Annotated in this window: 27 protein-coding genes and 1 tRNA gene; 9 read left to right on the top strand and 19 right to left on the bottom strand. The window is 58.8% G+C overall.

What is annotated here, in order from left to right:
* Positions 1–7: 7 nt before the first annotated feature.
* The 11 genes from ndk to trmJ form a co-directional block, all read right to left on the bottom strand.
* Positions 8–433 carry a nucleoside-diphosphate kinase gene (gene ndk, locus ACMDB8_RS04445; protein ID WP_007903599.1) on the bottom strand — a complete coding sequence of 142 codons (426 nt, stop codon included), beginning with the start codon at positions 431–433 and terminating at the stop codon, positions 8–10.
* 201 nt (positions 434–634) lie between these two features.
* Positions 635–835, bottom strand: coding sequence for a Fe-S cluster assembly protein IscX (gene iscX, locus ACMDB8_RS04440; RefSeq protein WP_056721260.1), 201 nt, complete (start codon positions 833–835; stop codon positions 635–637).
* A 14-nt stretch (positions 836–849) separates the two neighbouring features.
* Positions 850–1,191: an ISC system 2Fe-2S type ferredoxin gene (fdx, locus tag ACMDB8_RS04435; protein ID WP_007998670.1), complete on the bottom strand. Its 342-nt coding sequence runs from the start codon at positions 1,189–1,191 to the stop codon at positions 850–852.
* Positions 1,192–1,193: 2 nt separating this feature from the next.
* Positions 1,194–3,056 (bottom strand): Fe-S protein assembly chaperone HscA, encoded by a 1,863-nt coding sequence (hscA, locus tag ACMDB8_RS04430; protein ID WP_056721263.1) that lies wholly within the window; start codon positions 3,054–3,056, stop codon positions 1,194–1,196.
* 51 nt (positions 3,057–3,107) lie between these two features.
* The gene (gene hscB / locus ACMDB8_RS04425; protein WP_046040913.1) at positions 3,108–3,629 is read right to left on the bottom strand and encodes a co-chaperone HscB; all 522 of its coding nucleotides are present in this window, start codon (positions 3,627–3,629) and stop codon (positions 3,108–3,110) included.
* Between the two features lie 8 nt (positions 3,630–3,637).
* Positions 3,638–3,961 (bottom strand): iron-sulfur cluster assembly protein IscA, encoded by a 324-nt coding sequence (gene iscA / locus ACMDB8_RS04420; protein ID WP_003227904.1) that lies wholly within the window; start codon positions 3,959–3,961, stop codon positions 3,638–3,640.
* 34 nt (positions 3,962–3,995) lie between these two features.
* Positions 3,996–4,382: a Fe-S cluster assembly scaffold IscU gene (gene iscU / locus ACMDB8_RS04415; RefSeq protein WP_056721266.1), complete on the bottom strand. Its 387-nt coding sequence runs from the start codon at positions 4,380–4,382 to the stop codon at positions 3,996–3,998.
* A gap of 82 nt (positions 4,383–4,464) precedes the next feature.
* Complete coding sequence (locus tag ACMDB8_RS04410) at positions 4,465–5,679, bottom strand: IscS subfamily cysteine desulfurase (protein WP_056721268.1); 1,215 nt, start codon at positions 5,677–5,679, stop codon at positions 4,465–4,467.
* A 50-nt stretch (positions 5,680–5,729) separates the two neighbouring features.
* Complete coding sequence (iscR, locus tag ACMDB8_RS04405; protein ID WP_007982741.1) at positions 5,730–6,221, bottom strand: Fe-S cluster assembly transcriptional regulator IscR; 492 nt, start codon at positions 6,219–6,221, stop codon at positions 5,730–5,732.
* A gap of 263 nt (positions 6,222–6,484) precedes the next feature.
* Complete coding sequence (gene cysE, locus ACMDB8_RS04400) at positions 6,485–7,258, bottom strand: serine O-acetyltransferase (RefSeq protein ID WP_056721270.1); 774 nt, start codon at positions 7,256–7,258, stop codon at positions 6,485–6,487.
* A gap of 2 nt (positions 7,259–7,260) precedes the next feature.
* Positions 7,261–8,031, bottom strand: a complete 771-nt coding sequence (gene trmJ / locus ACMDB8_RS04395; RefSeq protein ID WP_409078268.1) for a tRNA (cytosine(32)/uridine(32)-2'-O)-methyltransferase TrmJ — start codon at positions 8,029–8,031, stop codon at positions 7,261–7,263.
* 146 nt (positions 8,032–8,177) lie between these two features.
* On the opposite strand from trmJ, the gene suhB reads away from it, so the two are divergent.
* The gene (gene suhB / locus ACMDB8_RS04390) at positions 8,178–8,996 is read left to right on the top strand and encodes an inositol-phosphate phosphatase (RefSeq protein ID WP_008057724.1); all 819 of its coding nucleotides are present in this window, start codon (positions 8,178–8,180) and stop codon (positions 8,994–8,996) included.
* Positions 8,997–9,248: 252 nt separating this feature from the next.
* On the opposite strand, the gene ACMDB8_RS04385 is transcribed toward suhB, so the two are convergent.
* From ACMDB8_RS04385 to queA, 6 genes are all read right to left on the bottom strand, one after another.
* Positions 9,249–9,800 carry a glycine zipper 2TM domain-containing protein gene (locus tag ACMDB8_RS04385; protein WP_056721275.1) on the bottom strand — a complete coding sequence of 184 codons (552 nt, stop codon included), beginning with the start codon at positions 9,798–9,800 and terminating at the stop codon, positions 9,249–9,251.
* Positions 9,801–9,921: 121 nt separating this feature from the next.
* Entirely contained in the window at positions 9,922–10,836 is a 915-nt protein-coding gene (gene secF / locus ACMDB8_RS04380) for a protein translocase subunit SecF (protein ID WP_056721278.1), read from the bottom strand.
* 9 nt (positions 10,837–10,845) lie between these two features.
* On the bottom strand, positions 10,846–12,714 hold the full coding sequence (secD, locus tag ACMDB8_RS04375) for a protein translocase subunit SecD (protein ID WP_056721279.1): 1,869 nt from the start codon (positions 12,712–12,714) through the stop codon (positions 10,846–10,848).
* A gap of 64 nt (positions 12,715–12,778) precedes the next feature.
* Positions 12,779–13,117 (bottom strand): preprotein translocase subunit YajC, encoded by a 339-nt coding sequence (yajC, locus tag ACMDB8_RS04370; RefSeq protein WP_007916913.1) that lies wholly within the window; start codon positions 13,115–13,117, stop codon positions 12,779–12,781.
* A gap of 43 nt (positions 13,118–13,160) precedes the next feature.
* A complete protein-coding gene (gene tgt, locus ACMDB8_RS04365) occupies positions 13,161–14,276 on the bottom strand; it encodes a tRNA guanosine(34) transglycosylase Tgt (RefSeq protein ID WP_162130301.1) in 1,116 nt (371 codons plus the stop codon).
* A 14-nt stretch (positions 14,277–14,290) separates the two neighbouring features.
* The gene (gene queA / locus ACMDB8_RS04360; RefSeq protein ID WP_056721282.1) at positions 14,291–15,355 is read right to left on the bottom strand and encodes a tRNA preQ1(34) S-adenosylmethionine ribosyltransferase-isomerase QueA; all 1,065 of its coding nucleotides are present in this window, start codon (positions 15,353–15,355) and stop codon (positions 14,291–14,293) included.
* A 108-nt stretch (positions 15,356–15,463) separates the two neighbouring features.
* Between queA and ACMDB8_RS04355 the strand changes: the two genes are divergently transcribed.
* The 3 genes from ACMDB8_RS04355 to ACMDB8_RS04345 all read left to right on the top strand — a co-directional run bounded on the left by ACMDB8_RS04355 (position 15,464) and on the right by ACMDB8_RS04345 (position 17,333).
* Positions 15,464–15,548: transfer RNA gene (locus ACMDB8_RS04355), tRNA-Leu, on the top strand.
* A 171-nt stretch (positions 15,549–15,719) separates the two neighbouring features.
* A complete protein-coding gene (locus ACMDB8_RS04350) occupies positions 15,720–16,049 on the top strand; it encodes a hypothetical protein (RefSeq protein WP_056721284.1) in 330 nt (109 codons plus the stop codon).
* 219 nt (positions 16,050–16,268) lie between these two features.
* Positions 16,269–17,333 carry an RHS repeat-associated core domain-containing protein gene (locus ACMDB8_RS04345; protein ID WP_409078269.1) on the top strand — a complete coding sequence of 355 codons (1,065 nt, stop codon included), beginning with the start codon at positions 16,269–16,271 and terminating at the stop codon, positions 17,331–17,333.
* 105 nt (positions 17,334–17,438) lie between these two features.
* Here the strand turns inward: ACMDB8_RS04345 and ACMDB8_RS04340 are convergent, their stop codons facing one another.
* Together ACMDB8_RS04340 and ACMDB8_RS04335 are read right to left on the bottom strand one after the other, a co-directional pair.
* Positions 17,439–17,936: a DUF4411 family protein gene (locus ACMDB8_RS04340; RefSeq protein WP_056728584.1), complete on the bottom strand. Its 498-nt coding sequence runs from the start codon at positions 17,934–17,936 to the stop codon at positions 17,439–17,441.
* Positions 17,933–19,069 carry an ImmA/IrrE family metallo-endopeptidase gene (locus ACMDB8_RS04335; RefSeq protein WP_056728582.1) on the bottom strand — a complete coding sequence of 379 codons (1,137 nt, stop codon included), beginning with the start codon at positions 19,067–19,069 and terminating at the stop codon, positions 17,933–17,935. The genes ACMDB8_RS04340 and ACMDB8_RS04335 overlap by 4 nt, the downstream gene beginning before the upstream one ends.
* Before the next feature lie 685 nt (positions 19,070–19,754).
* Between ACMDB8_RS04335 and ACMDB8_RS04330 the strand changes: the two genes are divergently transcribed.
* From ACMDB8_RS04330 to ACMDB8_RS04310, 5 genes are all read left to right on the top strand, one after another.
* Positions 19,755–20,066: a DUF3077 domain-containing protein gene (locus ACMDB8_RS04330; RefSeq protein WP_056728580.1), complete on the top strand. Its 312-nt coding sequence runs from the start codon at positions 19,755–19,757 to the stop codon at positions 20,064–20,066.
* An 814-nt stretch (positions 20,067–20,880) separates the two neighbouring features.
* The gene (locus ACMDB8_RS04325) at positions 20,881–21,357 is read left to right on the top strand and encodes a formate dehydrogenase subunit gamma (protein ID WP_223531430.1); all 477 of its coding nucleotides are present in this window, start codon (positions 20,881–20,883) and stop codon (positions 21,355–21,357) included.
* A complete protein-coding gene (locus tag ACMDB8_RS04320; RefSeq protein ID WP_056728578.1) occupies positions 21,357–22,916 on the top strand; it encodes a formate dehydrogenase beta subunit in 1,560 nt (519 codons plus the stop codon). Before ACMDB8_RS04325 ends, ACMDB8_RS04320 begins: the two co-directional genes overlap by 1 nt.
* A complete protein-coding gene (gene fdhF, locus ACMDB8_RS04315) occupies positions 22,913–25,795 on the top strand; it encodes a formate dehydrogenase subunit alpha (protein WP_409078270.1) in 2,883 nt (960 codons plus the stop codon). Before ACMDB8_RS04320 ends, fdhF begins: the two co-directional genes overlap by 4 nt.
* Positions 25,792–26,013 (top strand): formate dehydrogenase subunit delta, encoded by a 222-nt coding sequence (locus ACMDB8_RS04310; protein ID WP_056728575.1) that lies wholly within the window; start codon positions 25,792–25,794, stop codon positions 26,011–26,013. Before fdhF ends, ACMDB8_RS04310 begins: the two co-directional genes overlap by 4 nt.
* Positions 26,014–26,169: the final 156 nt, after the last annotated feature.

Below are 26,169 nucleotides of genomic sequence, written 5' to 3'. Positions count from 1 at the left end.
CCAATGCTTAGCGAGTGGTTACTTCAGTAGCTGCGAAGAAGTACGAGATTTCGCGAGCGGCAGCGGCTTCGGAGTCCGAACCGTGTACAGCGTTGGCGTCGATGGAGTCAGCGAAGTCAGCACGGATGGTGCCGGCAGCAGCTTCTTTAGGGTTGGTAGCGCCCATCAGCTCACGGTTCAGAGCGATAGCGTTTTCGCCTTCCAGAACCTGAACGACAACCGGACCGGAGATCATGAAAGCAACCAGGTCGTTGAAGAAACCACGAGCGCTGTGCTCAGCGTAGAAGCCTTCGGCTTCAGCTTTGGACAGTTGCTTCAGTTTCGAAGCTACAACGCGCAGGCCAGCTTTTTCGAAACGAGTGGTGATCTCGCCGATCACGTTTTTAGCAACGGCGTCAGGCTTGATGATGGAGAAAGTACGTTGAACAGCCATGGTGTAACTCCAGAAACGGTAATTTACGAAAAATTAAACCCGCGAATTATACGCGGGTTCTCGGGTATTGCCTAACTGAGTGACGGTCGCGACGCCTACCTTCTGTAGGAGTTGCCGAAGGCTGCGATCCTTTGATCCCGATCCCGTGCTTGAAACTCAAGCGGATGGAAAAGATCGCAGCCTCGCTTCGCGAGTCAGCTCCTACTCGCGTTCTTCGATCCAGTGGGCCTGAATGGCCTCCAGGATCTTTTCGCCACAATGCTCAGGCATGTCGTCGAAATCGGGCAGTTCCATCACCCATTTACGCAGATCGACGAAGTTGACCGACATAGGGTCCACGTCGGGCTTGCTTTCAGCCAGCTGGATCGCGATCTCCAGCACATCAGTCCACTTGAGTTTCATGACAATTCCTTGAATCAGTGCGGTGCTTCGGCTGCGTGGTTGAGCGAGTACTTCGGAATCTCGACGGTCAGGTCTTCGGTACCGACCTTGGCCTGGCACCCCAGACGGGACTCGCGCTCAAGACCCCAAGCCTTATCAAGGTAGTCCTCTTCCAGCTCGTCAGCCTCTTCCAGCGAGTCGAAACCCTCGCGGATGATGCAGTGGCAGGTGGTGCAGGCGCAGACGCCGCCGCAAGCGCTTTCCATCTCGATGTGGTGCTCATGGGCCAGTTCGAGGATGGAAATACCTGTTTCAGCCTCAACAACCATGCCTTCGGGGCAAAACTTCTCGTGTGGCAGAAAAATGACCTGCGGCATCGTTATTCCTCAATCTCATTCAGGTTGCGCCCCGCCAGCGCGGCTTTCACCGTCGAGTCCAGGCGGCGGGCAGCAAAGGCGTCGGTCACTTGCGACAGACGCTTGGTCTGCTGCTCGATGGCGTAACCATCGGTACCTTTCATCAGTTCGGTCAGTTCCTGCACCTGCATGTCGATGACCAGGCGCTCTTCGGCATCGAGCAAGCGCTCGCCATCGGCCTCCAGGGCAGCCTGTACCGCCTCGATCAGGCGCTGGGCGTCGACCTGCTGCTCGCGCAGTACGCGGGCAACCTTGTCGTCATTGGCGTGCTGGAACGAATCCTTGAGCATCCTGGCGATTTCGCCGTCGGTCAGACCGTAGGACGGCTTGACCTGGATGCTGGCCTCAACTCCCGAACCCAGCTCACGGGCGGAAACGCTGAGCAGACCGTCGGCGTCGACCTGGAAGGTCACGCGGATCTTCGCCGCGCCAGCCACCATCGCCGGAATGCCGCGCAGCTCGAAGCGCGCCAGGGAGCGGCAGTCGCTGATCAGCTCGCGCTCGCCCTGCAATACGTGGATGGCCATGGCCGACTGGCCGTCTTTATAAGTGGTGAAGTCCTGGGCGCGGGCGACGGGGATGGTGGTGTTGCGCGGAATCACCTTCTCCATCAGGCCGCCCATGGTTTCCAGCCCCAGGGACAACGGAATCACGTCCAGCAGCAACAGTTCGCCGCCATCGCGCTTGTTGCCCGCCAGGGTATCGGCCTGGATCGCAGCACCGATGGCTACCACTTGATCCGGGTCGATTTCAGTCAGCGGCTGGCGACCGAAGGCTTCGGCGACGGCTTCGCGAACGCGAGGCACGCGAGTCGAACCACCGACCATGACTACGGCGTGCACGTCTTCCAGTTCGATACCGGAATCACGAACAGCGCGGCGGCAGGCTTTCAGGCTGCGAGCAACCATTGGCTCGATCAGCGCATTGAAGGCTTCGCGGGTCAGCTCGGCTTTCCAGTCGCCATGGGCAACCTCAACGGCCGCAGCATTGGTCAGGGCTTCCTTGGCCGCACAGGCGGTTTGCAGCAAATTGCGTTGCGCACCCGGATCGAGGTCGGCGGACAGACCGGCGCTCTCGATGATCCAGCCAGCGATCGCGTGGTCGAAGTCATCGCCACCCAGGGCGCTGTCGCCACCGGTGGCCAAAACTTCGAAGACACCGCCGGTCAGGCGCAGAATCGAAATATCGAAGGTACCGCCGCCCAGGTCGTAGATCGCGACCAGGCCTTCAGCGTGCTGGTCCAGACCATAAGCCACGGCCGCAGCGGTCGGCTCATTGAGCAAACGCAGCACGTTCAGACCGGCCAGCTTGGCCGCGTCCTTGGTGGCTTGACGCTGGGCGTCGTCGAAATAGGCCGGAACGGTGATCACCGCGCCCACCAGCTCACCACCCAGGGTCGCTTCAGCGCGTTGGCGCAGGACCTTGAGGATGTCGGCGGAGACTTCCACCGGGCTTTTCGGGCCCTGGATCGTGTCGATGAACGGCATGTGCGACTCGCCACCGACAAAGCGGTACGGCAACTGATCACCAAGCTGCTTGACGTCGGACAGACCACGACCCATCAAGCGCTTGACCGACAGCACAGTGTTCAAGGGATCGGTAGCGGCAGCCAGCTTGGCGGATTCGCCCACCTCGACGCGATCGGCGTGGTAGCGCACGGCAGACGGCAGGATGACCTGCCCTTCTGCGTCGGCAAGCGGCTCGGAAAGACCACTGCGCAATGCAGCGACCAGCGAATTGGTAGTGCCCAAGTCGATCCCCACAGCCAGACGACGCTGGTGCGGTTGAGGACTTTGGCCGGGTTCGGCGATCTGCAGTAGGGCCATCGTTATCAGGACTTATCTGTATATCAGGCGTGCGACCGGAGCGGCACTGGGTTAATCGTCGAGGCGCTCTTCCAGCTGGCGCACTTCGTAGGTGAGCTTGTCGAGGAACTGCATGCGCCGCATCAGGCGTTCGGCCTGTTCACGGTGCGCGGCATCGTTCCAGCAAGCTGCGAAGCTTTGGTTCAGTTCATCCTGGGCAGCCTTCAGGCGACGCTTGAAGACGGCAACGCCATTGAGGTCGGCGCTGTCCTGCAGGTCTTCGAGCTCTTCACGCAGCTCCATCTGCTGCAGAAGGAACTCCGGATCATGCACCGTGACCTCCAGCGGCAGCTCGCCACCATTCAAGGCGAGCAGGTAACGCGCGCGCTTGGGTGGACTCTTGAGCGTCTGGTAGGCCTCGTTGAGGCTCGCGGATTGCTCCAGCGCCAACCGCTGCTCACGCTCGGAAGCGTCGGCAAAGCGGTCCGGATGAACACTGCGCGCCAACTCACGGTAGCGCGTAGCCAGCTGATCGAGGTCCAGATCGAAACTCGGTTGCAGCTCAAATAAAGCGAAATGACAAGGAGTACCCACGACAAGCCTCAGATGTTGAAGCTTTCGCCGCAGCCACATTCACCGCGTACGTTGGGGTTGTTGAACTTGAAGCCTTCGTTCAACCCTTCCTTGACGAAATCGAGCTCGGTGCCGTCCAGGTAAGCGAGGCTTTTCGGGTCGATGATCACTTTTTCGCCGTGACTTTCGAACACCTGGTCCTCTGCAACCACCTCGTCGACAAACTCCAGCACGTAGGCAAGGCCGGAACAGCCCGTGGTGCGAACACCCAGACGAATCCCTTCACCTTTGCCGCGCCCGTCGAGGGAGCGCCGCACGTGTCGAGCAGCCGCTTCTGTCATGCTGATAGCCATCGGTGACTCCTTACTCGTCGCCAAAACTCGAAAATCAGATCAAGCCTTTCTTCTGCTTGTAATCGCGAACGGCCGCCTTGATGGCGTCTTCAGCGAGTACCGAGCAGTGGATTTTCACTGGCGGCAGGGCCAGTTCTTCAGCCAGCTGGGTGTTCTTGATGGTTTCCGCTTCGTCCAGGGTCTTGCCCTTCATCCACTCGGTGGCGAGGGAGCTGGAAGCGATAGCCGAACCGCAGCCGTAGGTCTTGAACTTGGCATCTTCGATGATACCGGCGTCGTTGACCTTGATCTGCAGGCGCATCACGTCGCCGCACGCCGGAGCGCCGACCATGCCGGTGCCGACATCAGGATCTTGCGCATCCATCTTGCCGACGTTGCGCGGGTTTTCGTAGTGGTCGATGACCTTTTCGCTGTAAGCCATGATTCTTAATCCTCACTCATCAGAGAGTCGCTCTTGAAGCCCTGAAACCTGAGTTTACAGGGCTGATTGCGGCGACTTGAAATCAGTGTGCCGCCCACTCGATTTTCGAAATGTCGACACCGTCTTTGTACATGTCCCACAGCGGCGACAGAGCGCGCAGCTTGGTAACGGCCTCGCAGACTTTCTGCGCGGCGTAGTCGATTTCTTCTTCGGTGGTGAAACGGCCGAAGGTGAAGCGGATCGAGCTGTGTGCCAGTTCGTCGTTGCGGCCCAGGGCGCGCAGTACGTACGAAGGCTCCAGGGACGCCGAGGTGCAGGCCGAACCGGACGAAACCGCCAGATCCTTGAGCGCCATGATCAGCGACTCGCCTTCAACGTAGTTGAAGCTCAGGTTCAGGTTGTGCGGAACGCGGGCGGTCAGGCTGCCGTTGACGTACAGCTCTTCCAGGTGCTCGACCTGCTTGTAGAAGCGGTCGCTCAACGCCTTGATGCGTGCGTTCTCGGCAGCCATGTCTTCCTTGGCCACGCGGAAAGCTTCACCCATGCCGACGATCTGGTGGGTCGCCAGGGTGCCGGAACGCATGCCGCGCTCGTGGCCGCCACCGTGCATGGTCGCTTCAATACGTACGCGCGGCTTGCGGCTTACGTACAGGGCGCCGATGCCTTTAGGACCGTAGGTCTTGTGGGCGGAGAACGACATCATGTCGACTTTCAGCTTCGAAAGATCGATCTCGACCTTGCCGGTGGACTGGGCGGCGTCGACGTGGAACAGGATGCCCTTGGAGCGGAGCAGTTCGCCGATCGCTGCGATGTCGTTGATGGTGCCGATTTCGTTGTTCACGTGCATGACCGAAACCAGGATGGTGTCGTCGCGCAGTTCGGCTTCGATCATCTCAGGAGTTACCAAGCCGTCGGTACGAGGCTCGATGTAGGTCACTTCAAAACCTTCACGCTCCAGTTGGCGCATGGTGTCCAGGACAGCCTTGTGCTCAATCTTGGTGGTGATCAGGTGCTTGCCTTTGGTGGCATAGAAATGTGCCGCACCCTTGATTGCCAGGTTGTCGGACTCGGTAGCACCGGAGGTCCAGACGATTTCACGCGGGTCGGCGTTGACCAGATCGGCCACCTGACGACGGGCGTTTTCGACGGACTCTTCGGCTTTCCAGCCGAACACATGGGAACGGGACGCCGGGTTACCGAAGTTTCCGTCGACCAGCAGGCATTCACTCATCTTTTGCGCGACACGCGGATCAACCGGGGTAGTCGCAGAGTAATCAAGGTAAATCGGCAATTTCATGGACTATCTCCTAAATCAGGCTGGCTGGCGTGCCGCTAGCTCTCTGGCAGTCATTCGACGGCGGACGCTTCAATCTTGTCCAGGCGTGGCACCTTGCTGTTGCAACGGCGTTGGTCCTGGCGCTGGGCTACTTCTTGCACCTCACGGCGAGTCACAAGGTCAGCCAAGCTGATACCGCTCAGAAATTCGTGGATCTGCAGGCTCAGGTCACACCACAAGTGGTGAGTCAGGCAAGTGTCACCGGAGTGGCAATCACCCTGGCCCTGGCATTTGGTTGCATCGACCGATTCGTTCACCGCATCGATCACCTGGGCGACCTGGATGCCCTGCATGTCGCGGGACAATTGGTAGCCACCGCCCGGACCGCGAACGCTGGACACCAGGTTGCTGCGGCGCAGCTTGGCGAAAAGCTGCTCGAGGTAGGACAGGGAGATGCCTTGGCGCTCGGAGATATCGGCCAGGGACACGGGCCCGTGCTGCGCGTGTAACGCCAGGTCAAGCATGGCGGTCACGGCGTATCGGCCTTTTGTAGTCAGTCGCATGGACAATTACCACGGAGTTCGGAATGAGGCGAGTATGCAATTCCCGAGTATTTAAGTCAACTATTAGACCTAGTACTTTAGTCGGGATTACCCGCAAAAGAGCGGGCGCATCATAGCAGGGTCTGTGGCGTAATGGCACACCGGTCGGCGCTCTGCCATTGTCTAAATGCGACCTGCGTAGGAGCTGCCGAAGGCTGCGATCTTTTGATCTTGCCCTCTAAGATCAAAAGATCGCAGCCTTCGGCAGCTCCTACACAAAGGCATCAGCCAGTCTGCTGACCCTTGTCCTTCACACAGGCAAAGTCTTCTTCGCGCAGTTCAGGCAGATCTTTCGCACAGTAATTGCTGCCCAGATCCTTCAACGCCCCGCACATCCCCTCCAGGCGCCCATCGACCGCCTGCAGGTGATCGAGCAATTGGTTGATGGCGCGAGCCACCGGGTCGGGCATGTCTTCAGTCACGCCGTAGGCATCGAAGCCGATTTTCTCGGCCATGGCCTTGCGCTTGGCGTCCTGCTCTTCGTCGGGCTTGACGATGATCCGCCCCGGAATCCCCACTACAGTGGCACCCGGCGGTACTTCCTTGGTCACGACCGCATTGGAACCGACCTTGGCCCCGGCACCGACAGTGAACGGACCGAGCACCTTCGCGCCCGCCCCGACCACGACGCCATCACCCAGGGTCGGGTGACGCTTGCCCTTGTTCCAGCTGGTGCCGCCCAGGGTCACGCCCTGGTAAATAGTCACGTCATCGCCGATCTCGGCGGTTTCACCGATGACGATGCCCATGCCATGGTCAATGAAGAAGCGACGACCGACCTTGGCACCCGGATGGATCTCGATCCCGGTCAACCAGCGACCGAAGTTCGACACCAGCCGCGCCAGCCATTTCAGGTCAGCGCGCCACAGCATCGCCGACAAACGGTGAATCCAGATGGCATGCATGCCGGGGTAGCAAGTCAGGACTTCAAAAGCGTTACGCGCCGCCGGGTCTCGGTGGAATACGCTCTGGATATCTTCACGCAAACGCTCGAACATCATTAATCCTTCCGCTTAAGGAGCTCACCACGGGCCGCTTTCTGGGTTTCCGTGAGGATGCCACGCAAAATATTCATTTCCGCCCGGCTGACCGAGCTGCGTCCGTACAACCGGCGCAGGCGCGCCATCAAGTGCCGTGGCTTTTCCGGATCGAGGAATTCGATGGCCACCAGGGTCTGCTCCAGGTGCTCATAGAATCGTTCCAGCTCGTCCATGGTCGCAAGCTCCGCGCTTTTGACCGAAGCCACTTCTTCCTTCTCGACCTTGCTCGGCCGGCCTTGGGCCGCCAGCCAGGACATGCGCACTTCATAACCCAACACCTGCACCGCCGCCCCAAGGTTCAGCGAACTGAACTCAGGGTCTGATGGAATGTGCACGTGATAATGACATCGCTGCAGCTCTTCGTTGGTCAGGCCGGAATCTTCACGACCGAACACCAAGGCGATTTGGGCGCCCTGCCCGGCTTCCTCGACCACTTTCGTGCCGCATTCGCGGGGATCGAGCAACGGCCAGGGAATACGCCGGTCGCGGGCACTGGTGCCAAGCACCAGATTGCAGCCGACCAAGGCATCTTCCAAGGTGGCGACGACTTGCGCGTTTTCAAGGATGTCCCCGGCACCGGAAGCACGAGCATCAGCCTCGTGATGCGGGAACTGACGAGGCTCGACCAGCACCAGCCGCGACAGCCCCATGTTCTTCATGGCACGCGCAGCCCCGCCGATATTGCCCGGATGGCTGGTATTGACCAGGACGACACGAATGTTTTGCAGCAAGGGAGGCGCTCTCGAACACGATAATCGGGAGCGGAATCTTACAGCTGTAGCTACCGTTAAGCCATGAAAGCGAACGTCGTCCTTCTCCTGTAGAAACTTTCTGATAGAATGCCCGGCTTTCTTTAACAACCTTAGGTGACACATCCATGCAGCCCATGCTGAATATCGCGCTGCGCGCCGCCCGCAGCGCCAGTGAATTGATCTTCCGCTCCATCGAGCGCCTGGATACCATCAAGGTCGACGAAAAAGACGCCAAGGATTACGTATCCGAGGTGGATCGCGCCGCCGAACAGAAAATCATCGACGCCCTGCGCAAGGCCTACCCTAATCACTCGATCCTGGGTGAAGAGACCGGTATGCACGCCGGCTCCGGCATCGAAGGCGAAGAGTACCTGTGGATCATCGACCCACTGGACGGCACCACCAACTTCCTGCGCGGCATCCCTCACTTCGCTGTCAGCATCGCCTGCAAATACCGCGGTCGCCTGGAACACGCTGTTGTCCTGGACCCGGTTCGCCAGGAAGAATTCACCGCCAGCCGTGGTCGCGGCGCCCAACTGAACGGTCGTCGCCTGCGCGTCAGCGGTCGCACCAGCCTGGACGGCGCCCTGCTGGGTACCGGCTTCCCGTTCCGTGACGACCAGATGGACAACCTCGACAACTACCTGGGCATGTTCCGCGCCCTGGTTGGCCAGACCGCCGGCATCCGCCGCGCCGGTTCCGCGAGCCTGGACCTGGCCTACGTGGCTGCCGGCCGTTTCGACGCCTTCTGGGAATCGGGCCTGTCCGAATGGGACATGGCTGCAGGCGCCCTGCTGATCCAGGAAGCTGGCGGTTTGGTGAGCGACTTCACCGGCGGTCACGACTTCCTTGAGAAAGGCCACGTCGTTGCCGGTAACACCAAGTGCTTCAAGGCAGTGCTGACGGCGATCCAGCCGCACCTGCCGGCCTCGCTGAAGCGCTAAGCTTCCAGCGACAGAGAAAGCACCCTTCGGGGTGCTTTTTTTATGCCTGAAAATCGCCCTTCAAAACACTACAACCCCCTGTGGGAGCGAGCTTGCTCGCGATAGCGGGGTATCAGTCACCTCATATGCTGAATGTGACACCGTCATCGCGAGCAAGCTCGCTCCCACAGAGGGTTGGCGGTGATGCATAAATCGTGGGCACAAAAAAAGCACCCCGCAGGGTGCTTCTTTTTTTAATCCGGCATCAGCAGATCACTGAGCCGCCTGATTCTCAGACAGGATCAACTTGCCTTCCTTATCCACCGGAATCTGGTTGCCTGGATCACGATCCATGCGCACCTTGCCTTCCTTGCCGTCCAGCGAATAGCGCACGTCGTAACCCACGACCTTGTCGCTGATGTCATTCACCGTATTACAACGGGTCTGGGTCGTGGTGTAGGTGTCACGCTCTTGCATGCCTTCCTGCACCTTGTTGCCGGCGTAACCACCACCGACAGCACCCGCGACCGTGGCGATCTTCTTACCGCTGCCGCCACCGATCTGGTTACCCAGCAAACCACCTGCCAATGCACCGACCACCGTACCGGCGATCTGGTGTTGATCTTTCACCGGCGCCTGCCGGGTGACCGCTACATCCTTGCACACTTCACGTGGAGTCTTGATTTGTGTCTTGACCGGTTCAACGGCTAGAACCTGAGCAAACTCAGGACCGCTTTGTTTAACCAGGCTGTAGGTGGCCACAGCACCCCCGGCAGTTACACCGACAGCACCCAGTACAGCACCAACCAGCATCGACTTGTTCACATGAACCTCCTGGACCATCACATGCGGAACGTGTCCGCGCTTCTCCCAGCCTTGGAGCACAAAAAAAGGCGCGAGTTCAACTCGCGCCTTTTTTGGACTACATCGCTTGAAGACTTTGCCTTCAAGGACGGTCGTCGACTTCCTTCTCGGTATTGGCCGGAGGAATCAGGTCTTCCGTGCTCAGGTTCAGCCAGATCAGCACCACGTTGGCGATGTAGATCGACGAGTAAGTACCCGCCAGAACACCGATGAACAGGGCGATGGAGAAGCCGAACAGGTTGTCGCCACCAAAGAACAGCAGGGCCGCGATCGCCAGCAGGGTGGAGATCGAAGTCGCCATGGTCCGCAGCAGGGTTTGCGTGGTCGAGATGTTGATGTTCTCGATCAGGCTGGCCTTGCGCAGTACACGGAAGTTCTCGCGAACCCGGTCGAATACCACAATGGTGTCGTTGAGCGAGTAACCGATGATCGCCAGTACCGCCGCCAGCACCGTCAGGTCGAAGGTGATCTGGAAGAACGACAGGATACCGATGGTCACGATCACGTCATGGATCAGGGAAACGATCGCACCGACCGCAAACTTCCACTGAAAGCGGAAAGCCAGGTAGATCAGGATGCCGCCCAGCGCCATCAGCATGCCGAGGCCGCCCTGGTCGCGCAGCTCTTCACCCACCTGCGGGCCGACGAACTCGACGCGCTTGACCGTCGCCGGGTTCTCGCCACCGACCTTCTGCAAGGCCTCGGCTACCTGGTGACCCAGTTGCGGGTCTTCGCCAGGCATGCGCACCAGCAGGTCGGTGGTTGCACCGAAGTTCTGCACGATGGCTTCGTGATAACCCGATTTCACCAGCTGCTCACGCACCTGGGTGACGTCGGCCGGACGCTCGTAGGTCAGCTCGATGAGCGTACCGCCGGTGAAGTCCAGGCCCCAGTTCATGCCCTTGGTGGCAACACTGAACAACGCCAGTGCGGTAAGGAACAATGTGACGCCGAACGCAAAGTTGCGAACGCCCATGAAGTTGATTGTACGTAACATGGCAGCCCCTTAAATCCACAACTTCTTGAAGTCACGACCGCCGAAGATCAGGTTGACCATCGCGCGGGTCACCATGATGGCCGTGAACATCGAGGTAAAGATCCCGAGGGACATGGTCACTGCGAAGCCCTTGACGGGACCTGTGCCCATGGCAAAGAGGATGCCGCCGACCAACAGTGTTGTCAGGTTGGCGTCGAGAATCGCGGTGAATGCCCGGCCGAAGCCTTCGTTGATTGCGCGCTGCACGGTCATGCCGGCGGCGATCTCTTCACGGATCCGCGAGAAGATCAGCACGTTGGCGTCGACCGCCATACCCATGGTCAACACGATACCGGCGATACCCGGCAGGGTCAGCGTTGCACCCAGCAGCGACATCAGGGCCAGCAGCATCACCATGTTCACCGCCAGTGCGACGGTGGCGATGAGGCCGAAGAAGCGGTAGATGGCCATGATGAACAGCGAGACGAACAGCATGCCCCACAGCGATGCATCGATACCCTTGGTGATGTTGTCGGCACCCAGGCTCGGGCCGATGGTGCGTTCTTCAGCGAAGTACATCGGAGCAGCCAGACCACCGGCACGCAGCAGCAGCGCCAGTTCGGACGACTCGCCCTGGCCGTTCAGGCCAGTGATGCGGAACTGAGCACCCAGCGGCGACTGGATGGTCGCCAGGCTGATGATCTTCTTCTCTTCCTTGAAGCTCTGGACCGCCACGTCTTTCTCGACGCCGTTGACCATCTGCTTGGTGTAGGTGGTAACCGGACGCTGCTCGATGAAGATCACCGCCATGCTGCGACCGACGTTCGAACGGGTCGCACGGCTCATCAGCTCGCCGCCGTGACCGTCCAGACGAATGTTCACTTCCGGGGTGCCGTGCTCGCCGAAGCCAGCCTTGGCGTCGGTGACCTGGTCACCGGTGATGATCAGGCCACGCTCGATCAGCGCAGGAGGACGGTTGCCCTCGCGGAACTCGAAGGATTCGGAAGTGGCTTTCGAAGCGCCAGGCTCAGCGGCCAGGCGGAACTCGAGGTTGGCCGTCTTGCCGAGGATACGCTTGGCTTCGGCGGTGTCCTGCACGCCTGGCAGCTCAACCACGATGCGGTTGGCGCCCTGACGCTGGACGATCGGCTCGGCAACACCCAGCTCGTTGACGCGGTTACGTACCGTGGTCAAGTTCTGCTTGATGGAGTATTCGCGGATTTCCGCCAGCTTGGCCGGGGTCATCGCCAGACGCAGCACCGGTTGGCCATTGAGGTCGGCCGGAACAATGTCGAAATCGTTGAAGTTCTTGCGAATGATCGAACGGGCCTGTTCGCGGGTCGCTTCATCAGAGAAGCCCAGCTGAATGGCACCATCGAGTTGCGGCAGGCTGCGATAACGCAGTTTTTCTTTGCGCAGCAGGCTCTTGACGTCGCCTTCGTAGACTTTCAGGCGTGCGTCGAGGGCTTTGTCCATGTCCACTTCCAGCAGGAAGTGCACACCACCGGACAAGTCCAGACCCAGCTTCATCGGGTGCGCGGCGAGGCTGCGCAGCCATTGCGGTGTGGTTTGTGCCAGGTTCAATGCAACGACGTAGTCATCACCCAACGCCTTGCGGACAACGTCCTTGGCCGGCAGTTGGTCTTCAGCCTTGGTCAGGCGAATCAGGCCGCCCTTGCCGTTGGCAGCCAGGGTGGCAGCCTTGACGTTGATCCCGGATTCCTTGAGCGCAGCGCTCACACGATCCAGATCAGCCTGATTGACTTGCAGTGCAGTGCTTGCACCGCTGACCTGAATGGCCGGGTCATCAGGATAAAGATTGGGAGCGGAATAAATCAGACCGACCGCCAGCACCGCCAGGATCAGAATGTATTTCCACAGAGGATATTTGTTCAGCATCACGCCGCCCGTTTATGACGCGGGGCGCCTTGCGCGCCCCGTCGATTGAATATGAAGTTGAAACTTAGATCGCTTTGAGCGTGCCTTTTGGCAGCGTGGCAGCGATGGCGCCTTTCTGGAATTTCATTTCGACGGTGTCGGAAACTTCCAGAACAACGAAATCGTCTGCAACTTTAGTGATCTTGCCGGCGATGCCGCCGGTGGTCACAACTTCGTCGCCTTTCTGCAGGCTGCTCAGCAGATTCTTCTGCTCTTTGGCGCGCTTGGCCTGTGGACGCCAGATCATCAGGTAGAAGATGACCAGGAAACCGACCAGGAAAATCCACTCGAAACCGCCGCCCATTGGGCCGGCAGCAGCAGGTGCAGCGGCGTCAGCCATGGCATTAGAGATAAAAAAGCTCATTTAGCACTCCAGTTGCAAATGTTGAATCTTGGGGTCAGAAAACTCAGTCCAAAGGCGGAACAGGTAACCCGCGTTTGGCGTAGAAGGCATCGACAAAGGCGGCCAATGTACCCTGTTGAATAGCCTCGCGCAAACCAGCCATAAGCACTTGATAATGACGCAAGTTATGGATGGTATTGAGCATGCTTCCCAGCATTTCGCCGCACTTGTCCAGGTGATGCAGATAAGCGCGGGAGAAGTTCTGGCAGGTATAGCAATCGCAGGTCGGATCGAGCGGCGAATCATCATGGCGATGGAACGCGTTACGGATCTTCAGCACGCCGGTATCAATGAACAGATGCCCATTGCGGGCATTACGGGTTGGCATCACGCAATCGAACATGTCCACACCGCGGCGCACACCCTCAACCAAGTCTTCCGGTTTGCCAACGCCCATAAGGTAACGAGGTTTGTCAGCCGGCATCATGCCCGGCAGGTAATCCAGCACCTTGATCATCTCGTGCTTCGGCTCGCCCACCGACAGGCCGCCAATGGCCAGGCCGTCGAAGCCGATCTTGTCGAGGCCTTCCAGGGAGCGCATGCGCAGGTCCTGGTGCATGCCGCCCTGCACGATGCCGAACAGCGCCGCCGTGTTGTCGCCATGGGCTTCTTTGGAACGCTTGGCCCAACGCAGGGACAATTCCATGGAGATACGGGCGACGTCTTCGTCCGCCGGGTACGGCGTGCATTCGTCGAAAATCATCACGATGTCGGAGCCCAGGTCACGCTGGACCTGCATCGACTCTTCCGGGCCCATGAACACCTTGGCGCCGTCGACCGGGGAAGCGAAGGTCACGCCCTCCTCCTTGATCTTGCGCATGGCGCCCAGGCTGAACACCTGGAAACCGCCGGAGTCAGTCAGGATCGGGCCTTTCCACTGCATGAAATCGTGCAGGTCGCCGTGCTTCTTGATCACTTCCGTGCCCGGGCGCAGCCACAGGTGGAAGGTGTTGCCCAGAATGATTTCAGCGCCAGTCGCCTCGATATCCCGTGGCAGCATGCCCTTGACCGTGCCGTAGGTGCCCACCGGCATGAAGGCCGGGGTCTCGACGGTACCGCGCGGGAAGGTCAAACGACCGCGACGAGCCTTGCCATCAGTGGCCAGCAGCTCGAAAGACATACGACAGGTGCGACTCATACTGTTTCCTCTGGGCCCGATTCTTTAGGGGCAGTCGGCGCAGGATTACGCGTGATGAACATCGCATCACCGTAGCTGAAAAAGCGGTAACCGTTGTCCACGGCGGCCTTGTAGGCAGCCATGGTTTCGGGATAACCGGCGAACGCCGAAACCAGCATCAACAACGTGGATTCGGGCAAATGGAAATTGGTGACCAAGGCATCGACCACATGAAACGGCCGGCCAGGGTAAATGAAAATGTCTGTATCGCCGCTGAACGGCTTGAGCACGCCATCGCGGGCGGCGCTTTCCAGGGAGCGCACACTGGTGGTCCCCACCGCCACCACACGACCACCGCGAGCGCGGCAGGCGGCAACGGCATCGACCACGTCCTGGCCGACTTCCAGCCATTCGCTGTGCATGTGGTGATCTTCGAGCTTCTCCACGCGCACCGGCTGGAACGTGCCAGCGCCGACGTGCAAGGTCACGAACGCAGTCTCGACGCCCTTGGCGGCAATCGCCTCCATCAGCACCTGATCGAAATGCAGCCCCGCCGTCGGCGCCGCCACCGCGCCCAAACGCTCGGCGTAGACGGTCTGGTAACGCTCACGGTCGGCGCCTTCATCCGGGCGGTCTATATAAGGAGGCAGCGGCATATGCCCCACACGGTCGAGCAGCGGCAACACCTCTTCGGCAAAGCCCAACTCGAACAACGCGTCATGACGCGCCAACATCTCGGCCTCGCCACCGCCGTCGATGAGGATCTTCGACCCCGGCTTGGGCGACTTGCTGGAACGCACATGGGCCAGCACACGATGACTGTCGAGCACCCGCTCCACCAGGATTTCCAGCTTGCCGCCGGAAGCCTTCTGGCCAAACAGCCGCGCCGGAATCACCCGGGTATTGTTGAACACCATCAAATCGCCGGGGCGCAAATGCTCCAGCAAATCAGTGAATTGACGGTGTGCCAGGGCGCCGCTGACCCCATCCAGGGTCAACAGGCGACTATTGCGCCGCTCGGCCAGCGGATGGCGGGCGATCAGCGAATCAGGGAGCTCGAAAGTAAAGTCAGCAACGCGCATGATGGGGTGTCGTCTAGCAGGGCCGGGAAGTCTAGCGGAAATATCAAAAATTCTCCATGTACCTGATTGACCAGCGGTTATCTCATCTCTATACTTCGCCGCCATTGAGCCCTGATGGCGGAATTGGTAGACGCGGCGGATTCAAAATCCGTTTTCGAAAGGAGTGGGAGTTCGAGTCTCCCTCGGGGCACCAAAATTAAGAAAGGTCTTGCTTTGCAAGGCCTTTTTTTTCGCCTGCAGAAAAGCACCTGACACCCCACCGACAAACGCGCCGACCTGTAGGAGCTGCCGAAGGCTGCGATCTTTTGATCTCGCTTCTCTTCTGCCCTCCTCGCCGGAAGAACATTTCACAAGGATTCCCCCCATGGAATTGCACCTTGAAACCGTCGCCCTTTTCTCCCTCAAACTGGCTTATGAATCGGAAGATTCAAGCCCGATTTTGCGTGACGATCTGGTCATGGGTGACTATCAGCGGGATGTGTTTGAGCTGCTGGTGCGGCGGGGGGATGTTGAGACGATTCAGTTGAAGGTGGATGAGTGTGTGGGGTTAGCGCTGGAGGCCATTGGGGGTGTGGATAAGCCGTTGGGGCGGGAGTTGCAGAGACTCGCAGCTGAATTTTCCAGTAGCCAGACGATTGAACTGCTTGATGCCCCGCTCGTTGCGCTCAAGGATTATCTGAAAGATATCCAATGAGATGACCATCATCCGCTGTCGAGACATCTCGAATTGCAGTTGCCTAACCTGCTACTTGCGCAGTAGATCTATCAGTTCTGCTAGTACCCCAATCTCGCTAGTCATTCAATACTGAACTCCTTCACTTAGGATTTCCGAGGTGTTCATCCCATGACAGCCCAATAAGGAACTCTGCTGTGCCATTATCATTATGATGCTCTCGACCGGCTGGTCGGTAACATGATGCCAGGCGAGCAAGAGCACCAGCGTTTCTACTGCAAAAACCGCCTGAGCACAGAGATACAGGGGAAGATAAGCTATTCCATCGTCCAACACGGCGACCAGTTGTTGGCGCAACAGCAAACTGACGGTGATGTGCACCACACCACACTTCTGGCCAACGATCAACAGCGCTCGATATTGCAGACAACCAAGACCAATCATCACCCACAATCTATCGCCTATTCGCCCTACGGTCACAGCCCCTCTACAAGTGGGCTACTCAGCCTGCTTGGCTTTAATGGCGAGCGACCGGATCCGCTGACTGGGCATTATTTGTTGGGGAACGGATATCGAGCGTTTAATCCAGTGTTGATGCGCTTTAACAGCCCGGATAGTTTTAGTCCATTTGGCAGAGGCGGTTTGAATTCTTACGCTTATGTATTGGGTGACCCAATCAATAGCAGAGACCCAACAGGCCATAAGCCACTGCTGATGCAGTCTATTGTAGATGCACTTATAAAACACAAACCAAGATTAAAAATACCCCGCCCACACATCCTCCCGTCAACGCATATGAGTATAAACACTGCGAACTCAACTCCCGATGGATACACACTGGCGGGATTTCATGGATCTTCAAGCAAGCATATAGCAAGCTTCGAAAAAGGACTCGATATAAAGCACGCTGGGTCCGCTAACGGACAAAAGCACGGAGAAGGTTTTTATACAACACTGGATATTGACTTCGCAGGAAATTATGCCAAAACCTCGATTGAGCGTGAATACAAAGGAATAAAACAACCACTCTTCCCCTACGAAGACTTTTCTTACGATCCTGCCATAGCCAATACATCATATATCGCGGGAAAACCACCCACTATATTCGAAGTCCACGTAAAAAATTACCAAACCAAAATACCAGGCAAAGACTTTACATACATTCCAGGCGAACGAAACACTGCCACTGGCTCGGAAATCGTATTTCCACTCCCTATGTATGAGAGCATCAAGCTCAAACCTTTAGCTTCACTTGCCAATCTACCGACACCTTGGACAGCCAATTTAAATATAAGAAAGAGCTGACAAAAAAAGTGGCAACAGAGAGAGCAGAACAGGGATAGGTTTATTTTCACTGGCGTAAGAAATCCGGCCCCTTTATCGGCCCGAGATTTTAGCAAGCAACCGATCTCAAGCAGGCAACACAAACCTTGCTTCAAGCCTATGCAACAATTCAAATGTATTCAAAAAAGGAACGTTCAGCTCCTTACAAACATTGGGAATGATGAATTTTCGTTTAGCCTCGACATTCAGCACTTCATGAGTAACGACTGTAGCCCCTGTAGTCATCGCTTTCGCAATTAACCAAGGGTCAGCACCCGCTAAAAATTCTTCCATAGCGCCTGTTTTCATCTTCGGCGCTTGATCTGCCACAAGCCCCGCAACCTGCGCGAATGCCAGTTGCGTATCCTGATCGGTGGTGGAGTGAAAGAAATCAGAATTGTCCTTCGCCCAACCCGCCAGATCGTCATGCCCTTTTGTTAACTCATCCATTACAGGTGCGATACTGGCTAAATCCAATGCCTTATTTTTCAGCAATAACCATTGCCAAAATCCAGGACAGATAGCCATCCCGTAGTAACGGTTCTTCGCTTCGATCAGTGTGTTAGCGTCGAGTAAATGATTCATTCCGTAATCTTGCTGGCGAGAGTCCTTAATTTGGCAGGTTGCACGCCGAGCAAGTGCCCCGCCTCGCGCAGCAGCATCCGGCCACTCATTGCTTCAGTCAGCACGGCCTTGCTTAGGCGAGGGCTGTTTTTCGCGGTAGCGTTACGGTAATAGTCACCCGCTCCACCTTTTTCATCCTGGAAAGCCTTGAGGATCATTCGATAGTAAGCGCTGTATTGCGCTTGGCTTATATGTCCGAGATCCAATGCGCGGCGACCGATCGCCAATTTACTGATGTGAAACCGAGTGGCTAGAGGAGCTAAATTGTCTTCCCAGTTAACATCAGGGTTCCACAGGGCGCGAAATTGGGCTTCGGGAGCCAGAAACTCACCTGCAACTGCATTGCAGAAACGCTCCTCGTCTCGACCATTGGCGGTATTTCCGTCAGACACGCCACTGCTACCAATCCAGATATGGGCCAGCTCGTGAAGCAAGGTGAACAGCCTGGCGGTGGGAGCGTCGGAGCTGTTGATAAAGACGACGGGGGCGTAGGCATTGCTGATGGCAAAACCCCGAAATTCGCTCACTTCCAGTTTGCGGTGAGTGTTCCCTAAAGCAATTCCACTGCGCATAACCAAAACGCCAGCCGCTTCAGCAGCTTCGATCAAGGCACGGCTGTATTTTTCGTAATCCAATCGAGCAATGTCGGGGTTCACGCCGAGGACCCGGCGGATATCGTCCACTACCTCCCTGACTTGAGATCGACTACTGAAGCGACCTACAAATGTCAGCGGTTGATGCTCCTGGTGTTGCAGATACTCCAAGTACCAGTCCTGCTTACGTATGGCATCCCTTACGGTATCCAACAGTTCCAAAGTGGGACGTTGAGGAGCAATCCCTCCCACTGTCCGCAGATCAGGTAAAGGCAGTTGTTCGACGGGAGGCTGCTGTAGAAACAGGAATCCGAAAGGGATGTGAGCGACACTCGCCCACTTTTGAGCCTGAAGGAATGTTGGCTTGGCCTCGCCAGCCTCCCACTCCTGAACTCGATCAGGTTTCACTGGCAGCTTTTTAGCAACCTGCTCAGTGGAGAGACCTGCGCGCTCCCTAGACCAGGTGAGCAGGCTTGGATTGACGTAGGCAGCTTGACTCATAGGGTCGCAGGCAAATCAGATGTGGCCGGCAGGCGTTCGAGGGCATGCTTGGTGGATGCACTCGATTGACGCTGATTCCAGCTATCTGGCATTGCCTTTCTCCTTGGCTGTTTGAGGTCTGGTGGCAGCGACTACAGATTAGTCGATAAGCAGAACGGTAGGAGCGTGCGATTATGAGGTAAATGCGCAACGACCCGAAGCGCAAATATGTAACCCGCGGACAGATGACATTGCCCGTTTTCCAGAACACCGCAGCGTCGTCATCACGCGGATATCCCAAAGACTGACCACATAATCACCCAGCGCTCTCGCAGGTTGCAGCAAAACGACCTGCACGATACCCTCCCCACCGTCGCTGCAAATTCAGCGGCCGGGCTTGGTAACCCGAGGTAAATCACTGCGCAACAGTGCCATACGTTCGCAGGCGCTTTTTTTTCGCCTGCGATCTGCGTTATGGCGGCTGTGCGTGGGACGTCTTCGGACGTGCCGGTTTCCTTGATTTCCCGGTTTACCAACCTGCGCACAGCTGCCACCCATTCGCTTGGTAACGAATGCGGCAGCTCTTCAAATTAAGGAGCTTCACTATGCGCAGTATGAATCCGTTTGAAATTTGGCTTTCCCCTCTACGCAATTCCCAATCGCGTAACACCCTTCCCCATTGCCTCTCCATCCTCGGAGGTGGCCAATGACTGAACAAACTGAACTCAAAACCATCGGCCTGACACCGGCCATCTACTGCGCGGATCAAGCGCTGTTTCATGTCACTCGCGGGGTTCCTCTTGGCGATGCGTTATCCATGGCCTCTGATTTTCTGTTCCTGGCCAAGACCCTCACTGAAGATGCTGCTTATGCCAGAGACACTGACCGGCATGCTTGGGCTGCGCATTATCTGACTTCGATGAGCAAGGCGTTGGTGGATGATGCGGTGAAGGTGCTTACTCGGGATCGGGCTTGTGCGCCGGTAGCCAAGCCGGCGGGGGCGACGGCTGAGGGTTAGTGGTTGAGGCCTGTGGGGGGTGGGTGGCTTGCGAGGGTGGTAGCTGATTCAGCATTTATGTTGGCTGGGCTGGCGCTATCGCGAGCAAGCTCGCTCCCACAGGGATTGCGGTGAGCTGACTGGCATTATTTGGCCCGACTGGGTGACTGGGTTGTGATTGCGGTGCACCATCGGCATTGATGGTGGCTAGGCTGGCGCTTTCGCGAGCAAGCCCGCTCCCACAGGGGTTTTGTGTGTTTATTGGTATTTGGGATTCGCCCCGATGGTTTCGTAAGGAAAGCTTCGGAGGGGCAGGCTTAGGCAACTTCCATGCTCCATAAACAAGAAGGCCCGAACGTAATGCCGGACTGAGCCAGCACCAGAGGATCGGGCGCGATTGGGATAAATGCTGTCGTAGGCTAATGTCAACGTCGCCAGCAGGAACGGGTTGGCTTCGGTTTATCCAGCCTCCGGGTGCTTCCAGTGGCCTTGATCGCCACCTTCTCCACAGGCAATCCGCTGTGCATAACTCCAGCAACCTCCCCTCTGGCACGGCGCCTCACCCCTCATTCTTCTAGACTCAATACAAGGTCGTAGACAGAACCAAACACGTCGCTCTGGTGCGGCCGAATCAAGGGCCGCGTGGCAATCTGGCTTTTATGCCCCTATTGAGGTGCGGCGAAGACCGTGCCGGGCGCAACAAGATGCCCGCTCAGGGTGCCCTGGCCGACGGTCTGTAGATGCCACGATACCGTGACGTGGTGTGAATGCCGCAGCCGACACTTTCGGACAACCGACAACCGCCTGGTTTGTCCGTGACCGTGAGGATTGCTGAATGCCTGATGAGATGTTGCACCTGCCTGTGGTCAACAGTCTGCTGGAGCGCCATAAGGGCACCCCGGGTGCGCTGTTGCCTATTCTTCATGATATTCAGGAGCGCATCGGTTACGTCCCCGATGTTGCCGTCCCCGAGATTGCCCATGCCCTCAACCTGAGCCAGGCCGAGGTTCGTGGGGTGATCAGTTTTTACCATGACTTCCGTACCGCGCCGCCCGCGCGGCATATCCTGCGGCTGTGCCGGGCCGAGTCGTGCCAGAGCCGTGGCGCCGAGCAGCTTGCCGCGCAGTTGCGCGAGCGTCTGCAACTGGACGATCACGGCAGCAGTGCCGATGGCAGCATCAGTTTGCGTCCGGTGTATTGCCTCGGCGCCTGTGCCTGTTCGCCGGCGCTGGAGCTGGATGGCCGGGTGCATGCGCGGCTCAGTGCCGAGCGGCTGGATGCGTTGCTTGACGCTTGCCGGGAGGACGCGTGATGCCGACTCTTTATCTGCCTTGTGATTCCCTTGCCCGTGCCGTGGGTGCCGATGAGGTTTCAGTGGCTCTGATCACTCAGGCCCGGGAACGTAACTTGCCGCTGGAATTGCAGCGCACCAGTTCGCGCGGCCTGTATTGGCTGGAACCGCTGCTGGAAGTGGACAGTCCGCAAGGTCGGATCGGCTTTGGGCCGTTGACGGCGGCCGATGTGCCGTCGGTGCTTGATGCGCTGCAAGGCGAGCCGTCCGCTCATCCGTTGGCCTTGGGCCTGGTGGAGGAGTTGCCATATCTCAAGTCTCAACAACGTCTGCTGTTCGCCCGCGCCGGCATTACCCGGCCGCTGTCGCTGGAGGATTACCAGGCTCACGGCGGTTTCGAGGGTTTGACCCAGGCCATCGCCATTGGCGGCGAGCAGACCGCGACGGCGGTGTTCGATTCGGGCCTGCGTGGCCGTGGCGGTGCGGCGTTCCCGGCCGGGATCAAATGGCGCACTGTGCGCGGCACTCAAGCTGCGCAGAAGTACATCGTATGCAACGCCGACGAAGGCGACTCCGGCACCTTTGCCGACCGCATGTTGATGGAAGGCGACCCCTTCTTGCTGATCGAAGGCATGGCCATTGCCGGCATTACCGTCGGCGCCACTTACGGCTACATCTATGTGCGCTCGGAATACCCGGATGCCGTGGCCACGCTGCGTGCAGCGTTGAACATCGCCCGAGAGGCCGGTTACCTGGGCGCCGATGTCGGCGGCAGTGGCCAGGCTTTCGATATGGAAGTGCGCGTCGGTGCCGGTGCTTATATCTGCGGTGAAGAAACCGCGCTGCTGGACTCCCTCGAAGGCAAGCGCGGGATCGTCCGCGCCAAGCCGCCGATTCCTGCATTGCAGGGCTTGTTCGGCCTGCCGACGCTGGTGCACAACGTGCTGACTTTGGCCTCGGTGCCGCTGATTCTGGCCAAGGGTGCGCAGTTCTATCGCGACTACGGCATGGGCCGCTCCCTGGGCACTATGCCGTTTCAACTGGCGGGCAATATTCGTCACGGCGGGCTGGTGGAACGGGCTTTTGGCCTGACCTTGCGGGAGCTGGTGGAAGACTACGGCGGCGGTACCGCCAGTGGTCGGCCGCTGAAAGCCGCACAGGTGGGTGGCCCGCTTGGCGCCTGGGTGCCGCCTTCGCAATTCGATACGCCGCTGGATTACGAAGCCTTTATGGCCATCGGCGCGATGCTCGGTCACGGTGGTGTGGTGGTGGCTGACGACACCCTGGACATGGCCCGCATGGCGCGTTTCGCCATGCAGTTCTGCGCCGAGGAGTCCTGTGGCAAATGCACCCCGTGCCGTATCGGCTCGACCCGTGGCGTCGAGGTGATCGACCGTCTGTTGGCCGCGCCTGACCAGAACAGTCGCGATGAGCAGGTGATCATCCTCAAGGATCTGTGCGACACCCTGCAATACGGTTCGCTGTGCGCGTTGGGCGGCATGACGTCTTATCCCGTGGCCAGCGCCCTCAAGCACTTCCCCGCTGACTTCGGTCTGCAAGCCTCGGAGGCCGAACAATGATCACTCTCTTCGACCCGAAAACCGATATCGACCTCGGCACGCCAGCCCGCGACAGCCAGGTGCAAGTCACCCTGAATATCGACGGCCGCAGCATCAGCGTGCCCGAAGGCACCTCGGTGATGCGCGCCGCCGCGCTGCTGGGCACCACCATTCCCAAACTCTGTGCCACCGACAGCCTGGAAGCCTTCGGCTCCTGCCGCATGTGTCTGGTGGAGATCGACGGCATGCGCGGTTATCCGGCGTCCTGCACCACGCCGGTCAGCGAAGGCATGAGCGTGCACACTCAGACGCCCAAGCTCGCGACCCTGCGGCGCAACGTCATGGAGCTGTACATTTCCGATCACCCGCTGGACTGTCTGACCTGCTCGGCCAACGGCAACTGCGAGCTGCAAACCGTCGCCGGTCAGGTCGGCCTGCGGGAAGTGCGTTATGGCTATGAAGGCGAGAACCATCTGGAGGACGTGAAAGACACCTCCAACCCCTACTTCGATTACGACCCGAGCAAGTGCATCGTCTGCAATCGCTGCGTGCGCGCCTGTGAAGAAACACAGGGTACTTTCGCCCTGACCATTACCGGGCGCGGTTTTGAATCCCGGGTGGCCGCTGCCGGTGGGGATAACTTCCTCGACTCGGAATGCGTGTCCTGCGGTGCCTGTGTGCAGGCCTGCCCTACCGCGACGCTGATGGAAAAAAGCGTGGTGGAATTGGGTCAACCGGAACGCAGCGTGATCACCACTTGTGCCTATTGCGGCGTGGGCTGCTCGTTCCGCGCCGAGATGAAAGGCGACCAACTGGTGCGCATGGTGCCGGACAAGAACGGCCAGGCCAACCACGGCCACTCCTGCGTCAAGGGGCGCTTTGCCTGGGGCTATGCGACCCACCCGGATCGCATCACCAAGCCGATGATCCGCAAGCACATCAACGATCCGTGGCAGGAAGTCAGCTGGGATGAAGCGGTGACTTACGCCGCCAGCGAGTTCCGTCGGTTGCAGCAAAAATATGGCCGCGATTCCATTGGTGGCATCACTTCCAGCCGCTGCACCAACGAAGAAACCTACCTGGTGCAAAAACTGGTGCGCGCCGCCTTCGGCAACAACAACGTCGACACCTGTGCGCGGGTCTGCCACTCGCCAACCGGCTATGGCTTGAAGCAGACGTTGGGCGAGTCCGCCGGCACCCAGAGTTTCGACTCGGTGATGCAGGCCGATGTGATCCTGGTGATGGGCGCCAACCCCAGCGATGCCCACCCGGTGTTCGCTTCCCAACTCAAACGTCGCCTGCGTGAAGGGGCGCGGCTGATCGTCATCGACCCACGACGCATTGATCTGGTGGATACGGTGCATGCCCGCGCCGAGTATCACCTGGCCCTGCGCCCCGGTACCAACGTCGCCATGCTCAACGCCTTGGCTCATGTGATTGTCACTGAAGGACTGCTCAACCAGGCCTTTATCGACGCCCGTTGCGAGGGCAGTGATTTCGCGGTCTGGAGTGAGTTCGTCAGCCGTGCGGAAAACTCGCCGGAAGCCCTTGGCCCTGTCTGCGGTGTACCCGCTGCCGACATCCGTGCCGCTGCGCGCCTGTATGCCACCGGTGGCAATGCGGCGATCTACTATGGCCTGGGCGTCACCGAGCACAGTCAGGGCAGTACTTCGGTGATGGGCATTGCCAACCTGGCCATGGCCACCGGCAACATCGGCCGCGAAGGCGTGGGCGTGAACCCGCTGCGGGGACAGAACAACGTGCAGGGCTCCTGCGACATGGGCTCTTTCCCCCATGAGTTACCCGGTTACCGGCACATCTCCAATGAGGTGGTGCGGGCGCAGTTCGAACAGGCCTGGAACGTCACCCTGCAACCCGACCCGGGCCTGCGCATCCCCAACATGTTCGAGGCAGCCTTGGGCGGCAGCTTCAAGGGCCTGTATTGCCAGGGCGAAGACATCGCCCAGAGCGACCCCAATACCCAGCACGTCACCGCGGCTCTGTCGGCCATGGAATGCATAGTGGTGCAGGACATTTTCCTCAACGAAACCGCCAAGTTCGCCCATGTGTTCTTGCCGGGCTGCTCGTTCCTGGAAAAAGACGGCACCTTCACCAACGCCGAGCGACGCATCTCCCGGGTGCGCAAGGTCATGGACCCGCTGGGCGGCAAGGCCGACTGGGAAGGCACGGTGGCCCTGGCCAATGCCTTGGGCTACCCGATGAATTACCAGCATCCATCGCAAATCATGGATGAAATCGCCAGCCTGACGCCGACCTTCACCAACGTCAGCTACGCCGAACTTGAGCGCCACGGCAGCCTGCAATGGCCGTGCAACGCCGAGGCACCGGACGGCACGCCGACCATGCACATCGAAGAGTTTGTGCGCGGCAAGGGACGCTTCATGCTCACCGGCTACGTGCCGACCGAGGAAAAGGTCAACAGTCGCTACCCGCTGCTGTTGACCACCGGGCGTATCCTCAGCCAGTACAACGTCGGCGCCCAGACCCGGCGCACCGAAAACGTCGCCTGGCATGACGAAGATCGCCTGGAAATCCACCCGACCGACGCCGAGAGCCGTGGCATCAGCGAAGGTGACTGGGTCGGCATCGGCAGCCGCGCCGGGCAGACCGTGCTGCGGGCGCGGATCACCGAACGGGTTGCCCCGGGCGTGGTGTACACCACCTTCCACTTCCCGGAATCGGGGGCCAACGTGATCACCACCGACAACTCGGACTGGGCTACCAACTGTCCGGAGTACAAGGTCACCGCCGTGGAAGTCAGCCGGGTTTATCACCCTTCGGAATGGCAGAAGCGCTTCCAGGAGTTCAGCGAGGAACAGCAACGTTTGCTCGATGAACGTCGTCAGGCCCGTGGCGCGAAAGCGGAGGTACGCCGATGAGCACGGACAACCTGATCAAGATGGCTAACCAGATCGCCGAGTACTTCGCCAGCCAGCCGGACCAGCAACAGGCGGTGCTCAGCGTGCGCAATCATATGCAGATGTACTGGGCGCCGAGCATGCGCAAGGAGTTGCTGGCCTGGCAGACGGATCACCAGGGGGCGGACTTGCACCCGCTGGTGCAGGCGGCGGTGACTGGGGCGGGTTGGGAGGCTTAGCCTGCTGGCTGCAAAAAACTGTGGGAGCGAGCCTGCTCGCGATAGCGGTGTATCAGCCAGCACAAATGCTGAATGTTACGCAGCCATCGCGAGCAGGCTCGCTCCCACAGGGGGGTTGTGTTGTGGCTGGTATTAATGAATACCCAGGCATAAGTG

The sequence above is a fragment of the Pseudomonas monachiensis genome, from assembly GCF_047345015.1.
Taxonomy (GTDB): domain Bacteria; phylum Pseudomonadota; class Gammaproteobacteria; order Pseudomonadales; family Pseudomonadaceae; genus Aquipseudomonas; species Aquipseudomonas monachiensis.
Note: the sequence above shows the minus strand (reverse complement) of the source record. Positions and strands in the feature narration are given on the sequence as shown.